At 38.3% G+C, this 19665-nt stretch carries 21 protein-coding genes; 11 read left to right on the top strand and 10 right to left on the bottom strand.

The annotated features are described in order from the left end of the window. Positions 1-2: 2 nt before the first annotated feature. Positions 3-860: an anti-sigma factor domain-containing protein gene (locus ACK1I8_RS21560; protein ID WP_412467307.1), complete on the top strand. Its 858-nt coding sequence runs from the start codon at positions 3-5 to the stop codon at positions 858-860. A 496-nt stretch (positions 861-1356) separates the two neighbouring features. Here ACK1I8_RS21560 and ACK1I8_RS21555 read toward each other — a convergent pair whose 3' ends face one another. Both ACK1I8_RS21555 and ACK1I8_RS21550 read right to left on the bottom strand, forming a co-directional pair. Continuing rightward, positions 1357-2058, bottom strand: coding sequence for an AIM24 family protein (locus ACK1I8_RS21555; protein ID WP_412467306.1), 702 nt, complete (start codon positions 2056-2058; stop codon positions 1357-1359). Between the two features lie 114 nt (positions 2059-2172). Further along, positions 2173-3669, bottom strand: a complete 1497-nt coding sequence (locus ACK1I8_RS21550; RefSeq protein WP_412467305.1) for an NAD(P)H-hydrate dehydratase — start codon at positions 3667-3669, stop codon at positions 2173-2175. Between the two features lie 186 nt (positions 3670-3855). Between ACK1I8_RS21550 and ACK1I8_RS21545 the strand changes: the two genes are divergently transcribed. The 5 genes from ACK1I8_RS21545 (at position 3856) to ACK1I8_RS21525 (ending at position 8192) form a co-directional block, all read left to right on the top strand. After that, positions 3856-4575 carry a gamma-glutamyl-gamma-aminobutyrate hydrolase family protein gene (locus ACK1I8_RS21545; protein ID WP_412467304.1) on the top strand — a complete coding sequence of 240 codons (720 nt, stop codon included), beginning with the start codon at positions 3856-3858 and terminating at the stop codon, positions 4573-4575. A 70-nt stretch (positions 4576-4645) separates the two neighbouring features. Further along, positions 4646-5107 (top strand): hypothetical protein, encoded by a 462-nt coding sequence (locus ACK1I8_RS21540; RefSeq protein WP_412467303.1) that lies wholly within the window; start codon positions 4646-4648, stop codon positions 5105-5107. A 45-nt stretch (positions 5108-5152) separates the two neighbouring features. After that, entirely contained in the window at positions 5153-5533 is a 381-nt protein-coding gene (locus ACK1I8_RS21535; RefSeq protein ID WP_412467302.1) for an STAS/SEC14 domain-containing protein, read from the top strand. A 237-nt stretch (positions 5534-5770) separates the two neighbouring features. Beyond that, positions 5771-7720: a beta-N-acetylhexosaminidase gene (locus ACK1I8_RS21530; protein ID WP_412467301.1), complete on the top strand. Its 1950-nt coding sequence runs from the start codon at positions 5771-5773 to the stop codon at positions 7718-7720. Position 7721: 1 nt separating this feature from the next. Then, positions 7722-8192, top strand: coding sequence for a CYTH domain-containing protein (locus ACK1I8_RS21525; protein ID WP_412467300.1), 471 nt, complete (start codon positions 7722-7724; stop codon positions 8190-8192). A 127-nt stretch (positions 8193-8319) separates the two neighbouring features. On the opposite strand, the gene ACK1I8_RS21520 is transcribed toward ACK1I8_RS21525, so the two are convergent. From ACK1I8_RS21520 to ACK1I8_RS21510, 3 genes are all read right to left on the bottom strand, one after another. Continuing rightward, positions 8320-9285 (bottom strand): FKBP-type peptidyl-prolyl cis-trans isomerase, encoded by a 966-nt coding sequence (locus ACK1I8_RS21520; RefSeq protein ID WP_412467299.1) that lies wholly within the window; start codon positions 9283-9285, stop codon positions 8320-8322. Positions 9286-9481: 196 nt separating this feature from the next. Next, on the bottom strand, positions 9482-10477 hold the full coding sequence (locus tag ACK1I8_RS21515; protein WP_412467298.1) for an FKBP-type peptidyl-prolyl cis-trans isomerase: 996 nt from the start codon (positions 10475-10477) through the stop codon (positions 9482-9484). Between the two features lie 47 nt (positions 10478-10524). Beyond that, positions 10525-11535 carry a DHH family phosphoesterase gene (locus tag ACK1I8_RS21510; RefSeq protein WP_412467297.1) on the bottom strand — a complete coding sequence of 337 codons (1011 nt, stop codon included), beginning with the start codon at positions 11533-11535 and terminating at the stop codon, positions 10525-10527. A 171-nt stretch (positions 11536-11706) separates the two neighbouring features. Here ACK1I8_RS21510 and ACK1I8_RS21505 point away from each other — a divergent pair, with 171 nt between their 5' ends. The 3 genes from ACK1I8_RS21505 to ACK1I8_RS21495 all read left to right on the top strand — a co-directional run bounded on the left by ACK1I8_RS21505 (position 11707) and on the right by ACK1I8_RS21495 (position 13514). After that, the gene (locus tag ACK1I8_RS21505; protein WP_116252393.1) at positions 11707-12126 is read left to right on the top strand and encodes a nucleoside-diphosphate kinase; all 420 of its coding nucleotides are present in this window, start codon (positions 11707-11709) and stop codon (positions 12124-12126) included. A gap of 133 nt (positions 12127-12259) precedes the next feature. Next, complete coding sequence (locus ACK1I8_RS21500; RefSeq protein WP_412467296.1) at positions 12260-13030, top strand: FKBP-type peptidyl-prolyl cis-trans isomerase; 771 nt, start codon at positions 12260-12262, stop codon at positions 13028-13030. A gap of 307 nt (positions 13031-13337) precedes the next feature. Further along, the gene (locus ACK1I8_RS21495) at positions 13338-13514 is read left to right on the top strand and encodes a hypothetical protein (RefSeq protein WP_244278902.1); all 177 of its coding nucleotides are present in this window, start codon (positions 13338-13340) and stop codon (positions 13512-13514) included. Positions 13515-13596: 82 nt separating this feature from the next. On the opposite strand, the gene ACK1I8_RS21490 is transcribed toward ACK1I8_RS21495, so the two are convergent. Both ACK1I8_RS21490 and recF read right to left on the bottom strand, forming a co-directional pair. Further along, positions 13597-13887: a DUF721 domain-containing protein gene (locus tag ACK1I8_RS21490; protein ID WP_412467295.1), complete on the bottom strand. Its 291-nt coding sequence runs from the start codon at positions 13885-13887 to the stop codon at positions 13597-13599. Continuing rightward, positions 13880-14983: a DNA replication/repair protein RecF gene (gene recF / locus ACK1I8_RS21485; RefSeq protein ID WP_412467294.1), complete on the bottom strand. Its 1104-nt coding sequence runs from the start codon at positions 14981-14983 to the stop codon at positions 13880-13882. Before recF ends, ACK1I8_RS21490 begins: the two co-directional genes overlap by 8 nt. A 120-nt stretch (positions 14984-15103) precedes the next feature. Between recF and ACK1I8_RS21480 the strand changes: the two genes are divergently transcribed. Beyond that, positions 15104-15496 (top strand): hypothetical protein, encoded by a 393-nt coding sequence (locus ACK1I8_RS21480; RefSeq protein WP_412467293.1) that lies wholly within the window; start codon positions 15104-15106, stop codon positions 15494-15496. 124 nt (positions 15497-15620) lie between these two features. After that, positions 15621-16286, top strand: a complete 666-nt coding sequence (locus ACK1I8_RS21475; RefSeq protein WP_205058624.1) for a tetratricopeptide repeat protein — start codon at positions 15621-15623, stop codon at positions 16284-16286. A 769-nt stretch (positions 16287-17055) separates the two neighbouring features. On the opposite strand, the gene pth is transcribed toward ACK1I8_RS21475, so the two are convergent. From pth to ACK1I8_RS21460, 3 genes are all read right to left on the bottom strand, one after another. Beyond that, complete coding sequence (gene pth, locus ACK1I8_RS21470) at positions 17056-17616, bottom strand: aminoacyl-tRNA hydrolase (RefSeq protein ID WP_412467292.1); 561 nt, start codon at positions 17614-17616, stop codon at positions 17056-17058. 180 nt (positions 17617-17796) lie between these two features. Then, positions 17797-18381, bottom strand: coding sequence for a 50S ribosomal protein L25/general stress protein Ctc (locus ACK1I8_RS21465; RefSeq protein WP_090986510.1), 585 nt, complete (start codon positions 18379-18381; stop codon positions 17797-17799). Positions 18382-18562: 181 nt separating this feature from the next. After that, entirely contained in the window at positions 18563-19504 is a 942-nt protein-coding gene (locus tag ACK1I8_RS21460; protein WP_293785480.1) for a ribose-phosphate pyrophosphokinase, read from the bottom strand. Positions 19505-19665 lie beyond the last annotated feature (161 nt).

Raw genomic sequence — 19665 nt, 5'->3', positions numbered from 1 at the left:
GCGTGGAAAATTTAAAAGCATATATCGAATCTGGAGTACTTGAACTGTATGTTTTAGGTGATTTATCACCTGAAGAAACATTGCGGGTGGAGGAAATAGCATCCCAATACCCCGAGGTTAGGGATGAAATAGCCGCCATTGAGCAAGCTATGGAACAATATGCTATGCAAAACGCCGTGCAACCATCTGCAGATATAGAAACAAGATTATTTGAGAAACTGGGATTAAATAAAGTTGAAGAGCATGTAGATGTTCAATCAAAACCAATTTATACAGAAGAAGCAGGAATTGTACGTTTAGATGGAAGTGATGGTAAACTGAGAACCTTACGTTATGCTTTAGTTGCTTGCGTAGCTTTGTTGGTCGTAAGTACAGCAGCATTGTTTATTACTTATAATAAGTTGAATGCTGCACATGACCAGATTGCCAGCTTAAACCTGGATAAACAGAAATTTGCCGGCATAGTAAGCAAACTTGAATTTGAAAACCAGGGCTTAGGTAATATGGCCGCAATGGCCGATAGCAAGGAATGGGCAACCATCCGTTTGGCAGGGCAGGCTTTTAGCCCAGCTTCTAAAATGAAAGTTTACTGGAACAAAAAAGATAAAAGTGTATTGATTAATTATGTGGCAATGGATCTTCCAAAAACCGATGCCGAACATGAATATCAGCTATGGGCACTGGTAAATGGCAAACCGGTAAGTTTAGGGGTTTTCGGGAAAACAGATTCTACCCATAATGAAGCACTGGTAAAAATGCAAGCTATCCAGGAAGCACAGGCTTTTGCCGTGACATTAGAGCCCATGGGCGGAAGTATCAATCCAACAATGGATAAGCTAACGGTTATGGGTGGTGTATAGAGAATATTAATTAAATTATATAAAAATCCCGACATTCAAAAATGCAGGGATTTTTTGTTTAGTAACCTTCACCCTGACCTGCAGCACAGCCGAAAGGTACGCAGTAAACCGAGCCTTAACCAGGTTCACCGAAGGTAATTTATTTCAGGGTCTTCACTATCGCCCTGGTTCGTGTCTGCACGAACCAAAAGTTTTACTACAGATCTGGTTCTTGCAAACCTTAATAGTAATATAACCCACGCCACCTAAACCTGACAATAGCGGACATGCCGATTTTTCATCGGGATAAAGCGGATGGCAGGACTATCAAAACCCAAATGCCTCTGCAACTGCTTTCCAAAAAAGATGAATATTTCCCGTATAAACAGGATAATACCTCAGTAACGTATATAGAAAAAGACCTTATGTATGAAAATCTCTCCCCGCCTGTACGGGCAGGCGCTGCGGTCGAGACGATTACATCGCCTTGGTTCATTTCTCCATGAACCAAGAGAATTTAAGACTTCGCAGCGTACTTCACTTCTTCGTAAGGCTGAACCAATACCCATCCTTCGCCAAAAAACTCCAACTGGAAAGACTCGCCACTTCCCCTACCGATAAAAGAACCAAAAGTTAAATTGGTTTTAATGTTTGGCGTTAGATTTTCCGACCAGGCTACCGTAGCATTCGGATCGGTATACACCGGTTGGTTAGCCGTTACCCTTAATAAAATTGGTTCGCCATGTGTGGTTATGGCAATATAACCGCTGCCTGATAGTTTCACCTGAAATAAACCGCCACTCATCATTCCGGCAATGCTTTTTAGCATCTTTATTTCATTTTTAATATTCTCTTCCAACGCTAAAACATCATTGCCATTTACAAAAACGGCCTCGTTTTGCAGTTTGATGATTTTTACTTTCTTCCCCTCATCTGCCAGATATAATTTGCCGGTTCCTTTGGCATGCATGAGTGAGGTACCTTCTCCAGATATCGCTTTTTTTATTAAGCCACCCAACCCTTTACTTAATAACCCTTCTCTTTTGAAATCGATATTTCCAATGTAAGCTACCATTGAACCTGCCTTTGCGAGGATTTTTTGATTTTTCAGATTTACCTCCAGCATGGCCGGTTTCTCTAATTCAAAAAAATCATTTTCATTTGGATTCTCTGCCGATTCCTGAATTAACTCATTCAGCGTGTACTCTTTTTGTGCCATAAAATTTGTTTTCCGTATTTATGATATCTGTTATTTAAATATTCCCTTAAGCTATACATTCTGAACCAGAAGTATAGTAGGTTTATAAAGTTTTTCCCCACCACGCCGGCTAGACTATTGAGACATGAGGGCTTTAATTTCTTTTGATATTCCAGTAGCAAGATGAGATGCAGGAATCACAAATTGTTCCTCCGCTAAATGATCCCCCGCCTTTCCATGAATATAGCAGGCCAGAATAGCAGCATCTGCTGCTGAATATTGCTGTGCTTTAAACCCTGCAATGATGCCGGTAAGCACATCCCCCATTCCACCTTGTGCCATTGCCGGATTACCTGTAGGATTGATCAGTACCTTACCCGTTGGCAAACAGATAAAAGTATACTGATTTTTGAGCACGATAACGATTCCATGTTTCTTGGCTTGTAATTTAGCCGTTTGCACCCTGTCCCACCAGTTATCATGTTCTCCAAATAATCGATCAAATTCTTTCATGTGCGGGGTGATAATGGTATCTGCAGCAAGCTTATCTAACAGATCGGACCTTTCGCTTAAAATATTCAGCGCATCTGCATCAATAACCATTGGGTATTTTGCCATAATCAAACTTTCCAATAGTCTTTCATGGTCAGTTTCGATACCTAAACCAGGGCCAATAGCAATTGCCTGATATTTTTTAGGGTTTTCTATCCTGGTGTATTCATCCCTTGTCAAGGCCATTACCTCTGGCAATGAAGCATTTAAGGCGGTTAATCCAGCCTGTGGAATACAGGCAGTTGTTAACCCTGCCCCGGTATGTAAACAGGCCATAGCAGCAAGCAAGGCTGCGCCCATGGTTTGGTTATTCCCTGCAATAATCAATGCATGGCCATAAGTACCTTTATGACTGAACAGTTTTCTCGCCTGCAGGATTTTTTCTATATCATGCGATTCTAACAAATAGAAATCTGCCTCTTGCTTTTGGATAAAAACTTCATCCAGCTCAATATCAACTACCTCATATTTTTCAGTCGCCATGGCCGACTCCGGAAAGAAAAAATTAATCTTTGGCCGTTGAAAACAAATGGTTTTATAGGCTTTTATCCCATTATAATCTTGAGGTAATTTGCCTTCAGCAAAAAAGCCTGTAGGTACGTCAACCGCATACACTTTTTTATTCAGCTTGTTTATGTTCTCCGCAAGCGCTTCAAATTCTCCGCTTAGCGGTTTATTTAAGCCGGAACCTAAAATGGCATCGATAATGATGTCGGCCTTCAAACTTTTTAAATCTGAAGCCTGGTTGATGATTGTTTTTTTACAGCGCGTTTCCTCCATCCGTTGCAGGTTGATCGCAAAATCGTTGCTTTGTTTTTCGCCGAAATTAACAAGGTAAACTTTTAAATTCTCATACCCGTTAGCAATAAGCAAATGCGCAATAGCCAGTCCGTCTCCTCCATTATTTCCCTTCCCACAAAATATAGCCACGCTTTTATTGGTATTAAACTGATCTCTCAAAAAGCACTGCACAAAAGCTCTGGCAGCTTTTTCCATCAAATCGATTGATGCGATGGGCTTGTTGGCAATGGTAAACTGATCAGCGCTGCGCATTTGAGCAGAAGTAAGCAATGTTCGCATATGACTTAAGATAAGAGTATACAGCTATAATACAAAAGATTGGATTTTGTTTGATTTTTTGTAGCTGAAGATATCAGATTTAAAAACAATTTATAGCAATTGCTTTTAATTTTATACCTTTTTACCCATCTTTAGTGTTGTCTATCGGATTAAATTAAATCTCAAAACAACGAGTCCAAAACCATCATGGCTGATCAAATAATCATTGGCGTTACCGATTGTAGTAAATATGAAATTTACCGCGACTGGGTATTATCTTACGATAGAGATGTTTCAGTAATCCAACTTGGATATAAACATGATAATTTCGACGAGATCAAAAAATGTAATGGCATTGTTTTAACTGGTGGTGAAGACGTACATCCTCGATTTTATAACCAGCCTGAATATTATCCTTACTGTTACGATGATGATGTTAATGAAAAACGCGACGAATTCGAATTTAAGGTATTAACCTATACGGAAGCCCATTCCATTCCTGTTCTGGGCATTTGTAGGGGCATGCAGGTCGGAAATGTGTTTTTTGGAGGCACTTTAATTCCCGACATTCCAACATGGGGCAAATTTGATCATTCCAAAATGCACGATAAATCTGACCGCTATCATGAGATTATCGTTAATCCCTCTTCATGGCTAAGCCAGATTGTGAATACTGATAAGGGATTGGTAAATAGCAATCATCACCAAAGTACAGATAAAACAGGGAAAGGACTCGTGGTGAGTGCCATTTCTCCTGATGGGGTTACCGAAGCCATGGAGCGGATTGAACCTAAAGGAAAATCCTTTTTACTATTTGTACAATGGCATCCGGAGCGGTTGAAAGATCAGCAAAGCCCATTTTGCAAAAATATACATGAAGCTTTTGTTCGTGCCATCAAGACTAATCTCAATAAAGAAAGCCAATAGGTACAGCATGATCAAGCCTTTATTTTATAGTTAAAGATTTATCAAAAACTTATTTTAAAAGAATAATATAATGCTCTATTTTAAAAAAACATATTTATTAAATCGCTCCGAAAAAGAGGATCTTGAGCGAGGACTGAGGAACAGAAGTTTAAAGAGAAGCCAGATGCTTGATTTCGTTTTTGAGACAATAAACATTGGTACCGATAAATATTTTCTTGGTAATGAGGATAAAAAGACTTTAAAATTCACCAGGATTAAAACCTCATTCGAAAGTTTCTTACCTAAAATAATTATCAGTTTCCCAAAAGAAATAAATGTAGAGTACTATAAATTCAGGTTATCTGTACCATCAACAGTTATTCTGGCAGTGCTTTCCCTTTTATTTTTAACCTGCTTTTTAGATTTGATAATCAATCAGAAAAATGTCGAAACATTTTTTACTACCATGGTATTGTTAGCAATTTATTTTATACTCATTCTACTGGAAACGAAGATTACAAAAAATAGAATTTTAAAAATCACATCTGAATAAAGGAGTTTAAATAATATTATAGGAAAAAAACGATCTGCTGATAAAATGGAAGATAAACAGCTTGTAGAAGGCGAAATTGCCGATTATTTATTAACGGATGATGGCATACTGATTTCATACAGTAAAAGCATTTTACGTACCGTAGAGAATATTAAGGCCAATGTTGAGCTGGTCAGGAAAATCACCAATAACAAAAAAGTTCCCTTGTTAATTTACTTAAAAAATTCTCCCGTACCAGACAAAGAAACGCGAAAGTTTTCAACCGAGCAGTTGCCTCAAATCTATAAGGCTATGGCAATGGTTTCGAAACCCGGTTTATCGCAATTGATTATGAAGATTGTATTTAAGTTTAAAAATCCGCCCATCCCGATGGAATCATTTGCGGATGATCAGAAAGCCAAGGAATGGTTGAAACAGTTTTTGTAAATTAAGTTTTATTGTATGCTTAAGTTCACCCATCAAAGATTAATAAAAGCTACAGCTACCTAAATGATTGGAATACCAGCGTTTTGTATAGCGTTGTGCAAACCATAATGATGAGAAGAAAAGCGTTTTAAACGCCATACACTATTCATATTCTATCAACCTAAATTACTTCATTTAAAATCTTTTTTAATAAATTGCGGATTATACTTATCCGGTCAATCTGTTTTAATGATATTAATGAAAAAATTATTCCTGATTATCTCCTGCTGTTTTTTCGCAGCTAATATCTCTGCTCAGTCTATTGTTAGCGAAACTGAAATCGGCGATGCTGAAAGTGAAATAACACAAACACCAATCGCCATTATACCTGAGCCTGTATCGTTGGTAAAAAAGACGGGAACCTTTACATTACCCCAAAATGTGATTATACAGGCGGTTAAAAGTGCAGAATTAGGTCGATCTATAAATTATCTTTCTGACAGAATTACTACTGCCACCGGAAAATTCGTGAGTTCGGTAAGCAATTCGACACATCCTACCATCAAACTAATTTTAAATACGCAAGAAGATGCACAATTGGGCAAGGAAGGCTACAAATTGAACGTTAATCCTACGCAGGTTGTCATCGCGGCTAATCAGCCGGCAGGTATTTTTTACGGCGTTCAATCGTTACTTCAGCTCTTCCCTGCCGAAATAGAAAGTAAAGAGCTTGTAAATGGCATCAAATGGAAAGCACCTTGCGTTGATGTAATAGATTATCCGAAATTAGGCTGGCGAGGTTTAATGTTCGATGTTGCCCGTCATTTTTTTACCAAACAGGAAGTAAAACAGTTTATTGACGGCATGGTACGTTATAAATTCAACCTCTTACATTTACACCTTGCAGATGATGAAGGATGGAGGATCGAAATAAAAGGCTTACCAAAATTAACCGAAACCGGTGCCTGGAATGTTAAAAAAACCGGAACTTTCGGTGATTTTATTCCACCTACGCCGGATGAGCCCCGCACCTATGGCGGATTTTATACTCAGGAAGATATTAAAGAACTCGTTCAGTATGCGCAAGAACGTTTTGTAAACATATTACCGGAAATTGATGTTCCAGGGCATAGTTTAGCCATTATTGCCTCCTATCCAGAGTTATCCTGCACGCCAGATGCGGTAAACTATAAAGTTCGCTCAGGCGAGAAAATAATGGATTGGAGCCGTGGTGCGCCACCAACGGCTTTGATTGATAATACACTTTGTCCGGCCAATGAAAAAGTTTATGTATTCTTAGATTCGGTCATTACCCAGGTTGCCAAACTTTTTCCTTTCGAATACATCCACATGGGTGGCGATGAAGCTCCGCATAATTTTTGGGAAAAGAACGATCAGATTAAAGCTATAATGCTTCGCGAAGGTTTGAAAACCATGCCGCAGGTACAGGCATATTTTGAAAAACGTGTAGAACAGATCGTGATTTCAAAAGGAAAAAAATTTATGGGCTGGGATGAAATTCTTGAGGGAGGTGTTTCCCCAACAGCTGCAGTAATGAGCTGGAGAGGAATGAAATATGGCATCCAGGCCGCTAACGATAAACATAACGTGGTGATGAGTCCGACTGATTTCGCCTATCTGGATTATATGCAGGCTGATGCCATTACCGAGCCAAAAGTATATGCTTCGCTTAGGTTAAATAAAGCTTATCAGTTTAATCCTGTTCCTGCAGGTGTAAATGCAAAGTACATTATTGGTGCACAAGCAAACCTTTGGACAGAACAGATTTTTACCTTCCGTCAGGTTGAATACATGCTTTATCCACGTGCATTTGCCATTGCCGAATCCATTTGGAGTCCGGTTGAAAAGAAAAACTGGACAAATTTTGTTGATCGTACGCAACAGCATTTCAAGCGATTGGATTTAGCAGAGATCAAGTATTCACCTGCTATTTATGATCCTATTTTTACCGTAAAACGAAATGCTGATAAACAGCTGATGGTAGAACTGACCACAGAAATAGAGGGCTTGGATATTTACTACAGTTTTGATAACTCCACACCCGATCGCTTTTATCCAAAATACACCGCAGCTTTACAGGTACCTAAAGACGCCAGTATGTTACGCGTAATCACCTATCGCGGCAAACAGCCTATCGGGAGGTTGATCAGTATGCCTGTTGCAGATTTACAGAAAAGGGCAAGATAAAATGGGAAAAGAAATAGAGCGCAAATTTTTGATTCATCAGCTAAATTGGGATAAGCTGGCTAAGCCTAAAGGAAAACTTTTAAGGCAGGGTTATCTGTTAACAGATAAAACCAAAACGATAAGGATAAGGGCAACGGAAAGCAAAGGTTTTTTAACCATAAAAGGTGAAACCATTGGCGCCACACGCTTAGAATATGAATATGAAATCCCGGTTGGCGAAGCCACCGAATTACTGGATAACTTTTCGGCTTCCGAACTTTCAAAAACCCGTTACGAAATTGAATTTAACGGCAAACTTTGGGAAATTGATGTATTTTCTGGCGATAACGAAGGCTTAATTGTTGCCGAAATTGAACTGGAAAGCGAAGAAGAAACTTTCGATCTGCCAGATTGGATAGGTAAAGAGGTAACCGAAGAGGAAAGATATTATAACTCCAATTTAACGGTTAGGCCTTTCAAGGATTGGGTTTAGCTAAATATCTGCAGCAGCCAAACTTTTCTTAAATGTTCTTTTAATTCACAAAAAAAGAAGTCAGGTTTCAAAAACCTGACTTCTTTAATAACCCCGCAAGTTTCAAAACCTACCAGATTCTGTAAATTTACTTTGCTAATGGTGCGGCCGCATTCGGCTTAATAATGCCCTTTAATTCTACATCAAATACCAATGGAGTAAATGGGTTGATCGGTCCACCGCCATTTTCGCCAAAACCCAGTTTCGATGGCAAAATCATCTTAATCTTACCACCAACTCCAATCATTTGAATACCCTGGATTACGCCCTGTGGCAATTGGCCCAATGGTAAACCTCGTGGCACATATTGTACATTTTCAGAAAAAATTCCGGCCTCTTTTGCAATTTTAGCATTTGAAGTATCAAAAACATTTAATGCTCCATTTGATTTTTTATTGGTAAACTGGCCGGTATAATCAATTAATACAGTATCTGTTAAGGTTGCTCTTTCTGAGTTGCCAGGGGCATAAATTACATACTGCAAGCCAGAAGGTGCCGTAGTTACTTTTAAGTTGTTCTCTTCAACATATTTGGCTATTTTGGCAGGCTCGACCTTTTTATTTTTCTCGTTTAATGCTTTGTATTCGGCTTCGAAAAAAAGTCTTTTCTTTGCCTCAAAAATAGAATCGGGTTCCTTTCCTTTGTGTAAAACCTTTTCAATTTTAATGGTAAACGATGCAATGTTCGATTTTAATCCTTTTGGTTTCGGCTGACCAGAATATTTCTCCATCGAATCCAGATTCAATTTAAAAACAGCACTATCCCCTTCCCCCAGCAGTTTCAGGCCAGAGGCCAAATCGCCTTTAAACATCGATTTACTAATAGCAAAGAATGCAGGACGTTCATTATCGTAAGTATTTACCATTACCGAATCGGGATTGGTATTGGTTTCTACTGTCTGAACACCATTTAACTTTACATAATCGCCTTCCTGAATTTTTGGCTTACCTTCACTTTGATAGATCTTGTAAGTCATATCTCCTTCACCCTTTTCGAACTTGTTACAGGCAGATAGTCCTAATGCTGCCAAGAAAATAATTAATCCTTTTTTCATTTAATAATATTAATTAAAATTCGCCTGTGATCCATTTTCGGAAAGCAAGCTACTTCATCTGATCATACAAAGATAGGCTATAATAAGTTTTTGAACATCTTTGTAAGATTTTATTTCTTTGTTCAGCGTCAAAAAAAAAGGCAAAAAAAAATCCTGCTTAAATGAATAAGCAGGATTTAAAATATATTCAAAGAGACTATTTTTTAACCGGTGCGGTTGTTCCTGTAGCTGAAGTTGCCGAGGCTGGTTTTCCTTTGATAATATCTTTAATTTCTAAATCGAAAGCAATCGGGCTAAAAGGCATAATACCTACTTGTGGTGCGCCTTGTTCGCCATAACCTAAGTTAGAAGGGATAATTACTTTAATTTTACCACCTTTGCCAATTAATTGTAAGGCTTCGGTAAATCCTGGAATTGTACCGCCAACTGGCATTTTTTGAGGGCCGTAAGGTTTACCTGGTTTAAATTCATTTTCTGCTTTAGCCAGTTTCTCATCACTGGTATCGAAGATTTTATATTTACCGTCTTTTCCTTTTTTAGTTACCCTACCAGTATATTCAATTAATACGGTATCGCCTAAAGCCGGTTTTTCCGCACTTCCCGGATTTTCGATAATGTAGTGTAAACCACTTGCGGTAGTTTTAGTGGCTAGTTTAGTATCTTCTAAATAAGCTTTTAATTTAGCGGGTTCAGCGGCTTTTTTCTTTTCAGTACTGGCTTTATAATCAGCCTGGAAAAACTCCTGAGCTCTTTTATTAAAAGTGGAGTCAGCTTCACCAGCTTTTTTCTTAAATACTTTTTCGATTTTTACCGTAAAAGTAATGTATTTATCATTTTTGAACTGCTCTGGCTTAGGCTGTTTACTATGAAATGCCATCGTATCCAGGTTCACTTTAAAAGTAGCACTATCACCTTCTCCAAATAATGTTAAAACATCGTTCATATCGCCCGCGTACATTTTTTTCTGTGCAGGGAAAACTGCAGGAGTTTCGCTATCGAAAGTGTTTGCTAAAACTGAATCTTTATCGTTTTTTTGAATAAAATTCATTTTAACGATATCGCCTTCCTTGATTTTTTCGTTACCTGCCGAGTGATGGATCGTATACAACAAGCCACCAGCTCCCTTTTTTTCTTGTTTACATGCTGCTAAACCTAAAGCGGCTGCTGCTAGAATAATAATTCCCTTTTTCATTTATTAATTTGACTTTTTAAAATTTTTATTGTTTTAGTTCTTTGTTTCTAAGCTATCAATTGTTCTTTGTATTCTGCTAATATCGATTTAAATTCGTTTACTACATCAGCTAAAGGTTTTTCTGATGCACCACCGGCCGCATTTCTATGCCCACCCCCGTTAAAATATTTCTTACAGATTTCATTGGCTGGAAAATCTCCTGTAGACCTTAAAGACAATTTAACTTTATCGGTACGTTCTATGATTAAAGCAGCCAAACGGATGCCGTTAATGGACAGGGCATAGTTTACCACGCCTTCTGTATCGCCGGTAATGCTGTGGTATTGCGCCAATTCTTCTTTTGTAACCGAGATAATGGCAGTATTGTAGTCTCTTAAAACCTCCAGTTTATTAGACAGGCAATAGCCTAAAAAACGCAGCCGGTTTTCACTGGAGTTATCGTATACCAATTCATGGATTTTCGATTGGTCTGCGCCTAAATCGATCAGGTTCGCGGCAATACGGTATACTTCAGCTGTTGCCGATGAGAACCGGAAAGATCCTGAATCGGTCATGATCCCCGTGTACAGGCAAGATGCGACATCTTTATTGATCAGCTCACCATCCTGTAACTGGTTTACAATAAAATCATAAACCAATTGTGCGGCAGCACAGGCATTGATATCCCAATGACGGTAATCATCAAAATCTTCTGGTTCGAGATGATGATCAATCATAATCTTTTTGGCAGCCGCAGCCCTAACCAATTCACCTAATTCATTAATACGGCTTAAGGTATTAAAATCGAGGCAAAAGATAAGAGAAGCTTCCTCCACCAGCTGCGCCGCTTTTTCCTGCGCTTCTGTGAAAATAATGACATCGCTGTTATTTGGCATCCAATGCAAAAAAGTAGGGTAATCGGTTGGAGTGATTACCTTTACATGGTGGCCTTTTTGAATTAAATATCCATATAAACCCAGGGATGATCCCATTGCATCGCCATCGGGTTTGTGATGTGTAGTAATCACAATTCGTTGTGGCGTAGCCAATAATGTTTTTAATTCAGTTAGTGTAAGCATATATTTTTTGCGCTGCAAAGCTAAGTAAATTTAAAATAGGATTGATCAGGATTTAAAGATTTTAGGGTAGCCTGTCCGTATTTTAGAAGATATAGGAATAGTATGCTGAGCGGTTTATTGATTATTCATCAATTAAAATGTACTTTTGCAAAAAATTGATATCAAAACACGATGAGCACAAACAGAACTTTTACCATGATTAAGCCTGATGCAGTAGCAAATGGCCATATTGGATCAATCATTAACGACATCACTAATGCTGGTTTCAAAATCATTGCATTAAAATATACCAAACTTACAGCGGAAACTGCTGGTCAGTTCTATGCGGTTCATGCTGAGCGTCCTTTTTACAAAGATTTAGTGAGCTTTATGTCTTCAGGACCAATTGTTGCCGCTATTTTAGAAAAAGATAATGCTATCGAAGATTTCAGAAAATTGATCGGTGCGACTAACCCGGCTGAAGCAGCAGAAGGTACAATCCGTCAGAAATATGCAAAATCAATCGATGCAAACGCGGTTCATGGATCAGATTCTGATGAAAATGCAGAAATTGAAGGTAACTTCTTCTTCAAGGCAGACGAACGTTTCTAATTGCAAACACAAAAAATTACAATAAAACCCCGAATATCCGGGGTTTTATTGTTTTATCTATTTTGTATCTTTCGGCCTTAAATATGATCCATCATTTTAACCTGTTAGAATTAACTACACCATATCACAAACAATGAAACGAATTTTCTTAGCGGTATGCCTGTCTGGTATCGCTGTTGCATCTTATGCACAAACCAAAACAGCAGCAAAAAAGCCTGTTGCTAAAAAAACCACTATAACGAGTAAACAACCAGTTCCTGCCGCAGGTTTGAAATCTGCTTTAGATTCGACCAGTTATGCTTTTGGCACTTCAATTGGTGCAGGTTTAAAAACAACCGGCCTTTCTACCTTAAATTACGACGTACTGTTAAAAGGCCTGAAAGATGCATTTACCGGCGGCAAGGTTTTGTTAACGCAACAGCAGGCCCAACAATGCATAAACGAAGCGCTGACCAAGGCATCATCAATAAAAAACAAGGCTGAAGAGGCAGCAAATAAAATTAAATACGCACCCATCATGAAAGAAGGACAAGATTTCTTAGAACAGAACAAAAAACGCGCAGGTGTACAGACCACTGCAAGTGGCTTACAATATGAGGTTTTAACTGCCGGCACCGGTGTTAAGCCACAGGCTACCGATTCGGTACTGGTACATTATAAAGGTACTTTATTAAATGGAAAACAATTTGACAGCTCTTATGATAGAGGCGAGCCGATTTCTTTTCCACTAAACCGTGTGATCCCAGGATGGACGGAGGGTGTACAATTAATGCCTGCGGGTTCGAAATATAAATTTTATATCCCTTACAATCTGGCCTATGGCGAACGTGGTGCAGGACAGGATATTCCGCCTTACAGCACTTTGATTTTTGAAGTTGAACTGTTAAAAGTAAACGGGAAATAAATTAGGATGGAGGATGTCAGGTGGAAAATGTAAGAGAAACCATCTGAAATAAATTAACGAAAATCGTCATTTCAGGCAAGCCCAGGCTGCAGAGATGGCGATTTTTTTTGAGAATAATCCTTAGTCCGTCATTTCGAGCGGCGTGCAACGAAGTCGAGAAATCTACTGAATCAATCAGGTGGAAACATCCAACACCACAGATATAACTCTAGATGACAATGCGAAAACAAGTTCAGCAAGACGAATCCAGGAATTTATTAAAACTTTCTCCGGTATTCAATGTTAGCTATTACAAATTAACATAAATATGAAAAAAGCATTCCCTTTAGTACTGATTGCATTTTTATGCACCACCTTAAGCAGTTGTGAGCTGGTAGAAGGTATATTTAAAGCCGGCGTTTGGGTAGGCGTAATTGTAGTTGTAGTGGTGGTTGCGCTGGTAATCTGGATTTTGGCAAAGATATTTGGCGGAGGCAGGAGTTAGTTGGGAGTTCAGAGTTCTTAGTCTGGAGTCTTATTAAATATAAAGGGCAAAAAAATTTACGATTTTGCCCTTTTGTCATGTCTTACAAAAACACCATTTCGGTAATTACCTCGCTGCCGGCGTGCTCATTCAACTTCTGGATGATTCCCTGTCTCACCATGATCAGTTCATTTTTGATTACAGAAGATTCTATCCTCAAAAACAGTCTTCTTTCATGAATATAAATCTGCTTGGTTCTGTTGGCAATGGCAGTCCCCATTATTTCTGGCCAGATGGATAAGATTGAGGTTTCATCAAACTTACGGCGCAACCGATACACGTCCAGCATTTTGCTGATCGCATCTTTCAAGGTAACATCATTGGGTTTACGCATTTTGTATGTTTCCGTTATCTACTTCGAACAAAGTTACATCAACTTCTATTTTTTCAAAAATAGATTTTACTCTTTCTTTTCCTGTATCTGTGATAAATATCTGTCCAAAATCATGATGTGAAACCATTTGCATGAGTTTCTGAACACGGTTATCATCCAGTTTATCAAAAATATCATCCAGCAAAAGCAAAGGCTTAAATCCTTTATTTTTAGCAAGATAGGCATATTGTGCTATTTTTAAGGCAATCAAAAAAGACTTTTGCTGCCCCTGCGAACCAAACTTTTTTAAAGGCATACCACTGATGACAAAAGCCAGTTCATCTTTGTGGATACCGGTTGTAGTCCGCTCCAGTACACGGTCTTTTTCTACCGATTTTTTCAACAATTCTTCAAAAGTTGCCTCATTCAATTGCGATTGATAGTTCAGCTCTACAGTTTCCTTGTTTTCGGTAAGATAAGTATAGTATTGATTGAATAGCGGAATAAACTCATCCATAAAAGCTTTACGGACCGTAAATATCTTATTGCCGGCCATCACCAACTGTTCATCTAAAATTTCGAGCAGTGTAGGATCATATTTTCTGGTAATGGCAATCTGTTTAAGCAAAGCATTCCGGTTCAACAAAATACGGTTATAGGTAATCAACTGATCCAGGTAATGTGCATCGGTCTGCGAAATCACATTATCGATAAACTTTCTGCGTTCTTCACTACCTTCCATAATCAGATTTACATCATAGGGAGAAACCATTACTACCGGAAAAAGGCCGATATGATCGGCCAGTTTCTCATATTCTTTTTTATTGCGCTTAAATTGCTTTTTCTGGTTTCGTTTTACACCACAGGAAATTTTTTCGTTTTTTTCATTGCGGTCAAAATCGCCCTGAATCATAAAAACCTCTTCACTGGCTTTGATCTGCTGGCTATCGATGGGATTAAAGTAACTTTTACACAGGCAGAGGTAGTGAATCGCATCAAGCATATTCGTTTTGCCGGCGCCATTATTACCTGTAAATACGTTTACAGTTTCCGAGAAATGGAGGTCTGCATCTGTATAGTTCTTAAAATTTAGAAGGGTAATATTTTTTAACCACATAAATATGTCACAAATTTACCCTTTTTTAGCTTCTTAAAACCCATTGTTTAAAATAAACGTTAATAACATTTAAAAAAATTGTACTTTCATCTCAAGGAGAACATAATGGTTGCACAAAAAATGTTAGAAGGAAATGTTCTATGGTCTTATGACCATGAACTGAACAGCAATAAAAATTCGAACTGGATGAAAAAAATCGCTGATTTATTTTCGTTTTTAAAGCCAGTCCACAATCACGAGGGTAACATTCTACTAGCCTCAAATGGCATTTTTATTACCGGCGACGAACAACTGGAGCTACCACTATCTCATATAGAAGAGGTTTATATGGGATTCGACGATTTATTTCCGGCTTCATCAGCCAAAAATTTTGGTGCATTCTGGCAGCCGATCAGAATCAAATCCATTGTGAGCCGCTCTGAAAGCCAAACCGTGTACCTGGTAATTAACCACACCGGGATTTTTAGCGATAACCAAACCTGGTTTAATACACTAATCAGCTTGTTACGTTAATGATCATGACAGTTTTGCAATTATGGAACCCTAAATAACTAATGTTTAATTAAATACTTCAAAATAAAGGTTGATACTTTGATTGAAAAATGTATTTTTGCAATCTTAAATTTTTTAAACAAACATGTCTACAACAGATAACCAGACAATTCAACCAACTAAAAAAGGTTCATTTTTACAAGAGAATAATAAGAGCTTACTGTTTATCGCAGGTGCTGTAGTTTTATTAGTGTTAATATATCTTTGGTATCAAGGCGTGTATTTAAAAGGTCGTGCTGAGGAAGCTGCCAGCAAAATGTATAAAGCAGAACAATTTGTTGGTGTAGATTCATTATCGAACAGAGCGGTTAAAGGTGAAGGCGGTTACCCGGGTTTTGAGCAGATTGCTAAAGAATATGATAACACCAAATCGGCAAACCTAGCTAACCTTTATTTAGGTGGCATCTACTTACGTAAAGGCGAGTATAAACAAGCTATAGAGGCATTAAGCAAATATAGTGCTACAGGCAGCCCGGTTGCAGATCCATTGGCTTTAGGTTTATTAGGCGACGCCTACAGCGAGTTGAAAGACTATAAACAAGCAGCTACGTATTATAAAAAAGCAGCTGATAAAGCAAGTAAATTTACTTCACCAATGTTTTTAAAGAAATTAGGATTGGTTAACGAAAGCCAAAATGATTTCAAAGGTGCTGTTGAAGCTTATACCAAAGTAAAAACGCAATATCCGGAAAGTGCAGAGGCACAATTAATTGATGCTTACATTGCCAGAGCTCAGGAAAAAGTTAAATAAACAAAACTAAACATACTTACAGGAAAGATCATCGAAAGATGGTCTTTTTTTTTGTTTAACAAAACCTTGTTTAGTCGTCACCCTGATCCGATTGCTATCGGATTTATTTCAGGGTGTTTTTTTTAAAAAAATAGATGTTAATCTCTGAGTTTATTAGCTTATTAAAGGCAGCAAACTCCAACCATTGCTCTCAATTACCAATAAGTTTCTTTTTGCTGGAAATCAAATGCAGATGCTTTTGGATTGATGCAGTCCCGCTCTCCGTTTTTTCCGATGCAAATTATTGCATAATACAAGCTGCTGATGAGGCATCGGAACCACTGCGATCGGGTTTAGGTGGCCTAGGGCAGCAAAATTATCTGTGGTGGCAGGTGTAAAGAGAAATGCCTGGTTATTTAACATGTAAGGCATTTAAGGGCATATAAGTATATTTTTATATGGTAAATTTATCTAAAGCGATCCCTTCGGTTTAGGTGGCAAGTACAGTAATAGAATTTGGGTTTTGACGGATACTTAGAACTAACGGGATGTTGGCAAACTATGCTATTTAACCCTTCAATAACAGCATAGACACTGCCATTTTAGACCTGATTGAAATGGAAAGCCCACAGCGCTGGACTTGAAATGGAAAGCAGGATGAACATTAAAAGAGCTACTGTAATTGCTCTTCAAATGACCTTTTTTGGACTACACTCCTTTGAGATTTAAATTACAAAAGATCCTTCGCTGCGCTCAGGATGACAGTATGAACAGTTAGCCCATTAACTATTTATTTATTAAAAGCTGTCATGGTATGGGCAGGCCCGATGGTAACGAAGCTTTTAATCAACTCTACACTTTTATCGATTAATGCAGGAAGTTCTAACTGTTCATTTTTATCAAACAAACCCAAAACGAAATCTATTTGCCTGCCTTTAGGGTAATCGTTTCCGATGCCAAACCGAAGACGTGCATAATTTTGTCCACCGCAAACTTCTTCTATGTTTTTTAGCCCATTATGACCAGCGCTGGAACCCTGTAATTTTAACCTCAGCTTTCCAAGCGGCAATGCAAGGTCATCTACCACAACCAGCACATTTTCTGGCGCTATTTTCAACTCTTTCATCCAATAGTTCACGGCTTTACCGCTTAAGTTCATAAAAGTGGTTGGTTTAATGACATGCAGTTTTTTGCCTTTAAAACTAACCTCAGCATAATAAGCCAAACGAACATTATCGAAGCTACCGCCCAGGTCTTTTACGAGTTTATCGGCAATGTCAAAGCCAATATTATGCCTGGTGTGCGCATACTCCGGTCCGATATTTCCTAAGCCAACTATAAGATATTTCATGGGGCAAAGATAAATAAAAAGGCTGAAGGCTGAAGGTTTAAGGTTTAAGGTAAAAGCAAAAAGACCAAAGCTTAAAGCTTAAAGTAGCGACTACGCATTAAAAACAAAAAAGCGGTACAAAATTGCTTTTGCACCGCTTTTAAAATCTGTGTAATCACATTAATCTGTGAGATCAGCTTACTATTTTTTACCTTTAGCAGCTTCAGTTTCTGCTTGTTTTAATGCTCTAGACATTGCAACAGAAACGATAGTATCTTCAGGAGTGTTAGTGATTACGTATTTATCACCCTGAAGGTCACGAACACGGAATAAACTACCTACTTCTAATTTCTCTAAGCTTACTTCTACGTTTTGTGGCATGTTAGCTGGTAAAGCTTTAACACGTAGTTTACGTAATTTCTGGATCAACTTACCCCCCATTTTAACACCTGGAGATGTTCCTGTTAATTTAACCGGGATTTCCATAACGATTTCTTTATCGTCAAATAACTGAAGAAAATCGATGTGCAATAATACATCGGTAAGTGGGTGGAACTGAGTATCTTTTACGATAGCTTTGGTTTTAGCACCATTAACATCGATTTCTACAAAGTTTACTTCCGGGGTATAAATAACATCTCTTAAATCAGCAATAACCACAGCTAAGTGTTGTTGCTCTTTTCCACCATACAATACCGCCGGAACTTTACCTTCGTAACGAAGTTCCTTGGCATCGCGTTTCCCTACGTTCTCTCTTGGAGAACCGCTAATTGCGATTGTTTTCATTTTATTTATATTTAATTATTAGTAGTAAGTATCTGGTATCGAGTATCAAGACCGCAAGCCTTCAACCCTCTACCTTCCACCTTCTTTAAACTCTTTTTTATGTTTAACTGATTATTGTTCAAATTGGTTAACTGAAAATATCTACAATTAACCGATTAACCAGTTACTACAGTTAACCCAACTAAACCCTAAACAGGTCACTAATTGAACCATGTTCATTTACATTGGCAATTGCCCTGGCAAATAAACTGGCGGTACTCAGTACCCTGATTTTTGAACTTTCCTTTTTTAACGGGATCGTATCGGTAACAATCAATTCAGTTAATACCGAGTTCTCCACCGTTTCTACTGCTTTGCCTGATAATACAGCGTGTGTACAAACCGCCCGAACACTTGCTGCACCGTTTTCCATAATCAAAGCAGCCGCTTTTGATAAGGTTCCGGCAGTATCGCAAATATCATCAATTAATACCACATCTTGTCCGGCTACATCCCCAATAATCGACATCGATTCGATCTCATTGGCACGTTTACGGCGTTTATCGCAAATAATTACTTCAGCATTAAAAAACTTGGCAAAAGTACGTGCCCTATACGAACCGCCCATATCCGGCGATGCAATGGTTAAGTTTTTTAAACCTAAACTTTTGATATAAGGCACAAAGATTACTGATCCATCCAGGTGATCAACCGGAATATCAAAGAAACCCTGTATCTGTGCAGCATGTAAATCCATCGTCATGATACGGTGAATACCTGCTGATTTTAGTAAATTGGCTACCAATTTAGCACCGATTGCTACACGTGGTTTATCTTTTCTATCCTGACGGGCTAAACCATAATAAGGAACAACTGCCGTAATATAATGTGCTGACGCCCTTTTAGCAGCATCAACCATAAGCAAAAGTTCCATTAAATTATCGCTGGGCTGATAAGTAGACTGGATTAGAAAAACATCACTACCACGGATTGACTCATCAAAGGAAGGTTGAAATTCTCCATCACTGAATTTGTGAATGGTTACGCTACCAAGTGGCTTGCCGTAATGTTCGGCAATTTTAAGTGATAATCCTTTAGAACCTGTTCCGGAAAAAAGCTTTACCGGGTTAAACTGCAATGGCATGGGTTCGTGTAGTTACGGTTAAAAAAAATCGGATCATGCCTATTTAAAACATGATCCGTTATTAAATTTTAGTTGTCCGACCTGGATTCGAACCAAGACAAACGGTACCAAAAACCGTTGTACTACCCTTATACTATCGGACAAGCTTCTCAAGGATATTC

Origin of the sequence: Pedobacter sp. KLB.chiD (genome assembly GCF_047040275.1) — a bacterium.
Classification (GTDB): Bacteria; Bacteroidota; Bacteroidia; order Sphingobacteriales; family Sphingobacteriaceae; genus Pedobacter.
This window is presented reverse-complemented; position numbering and strand designations above follow the sequence as displayed.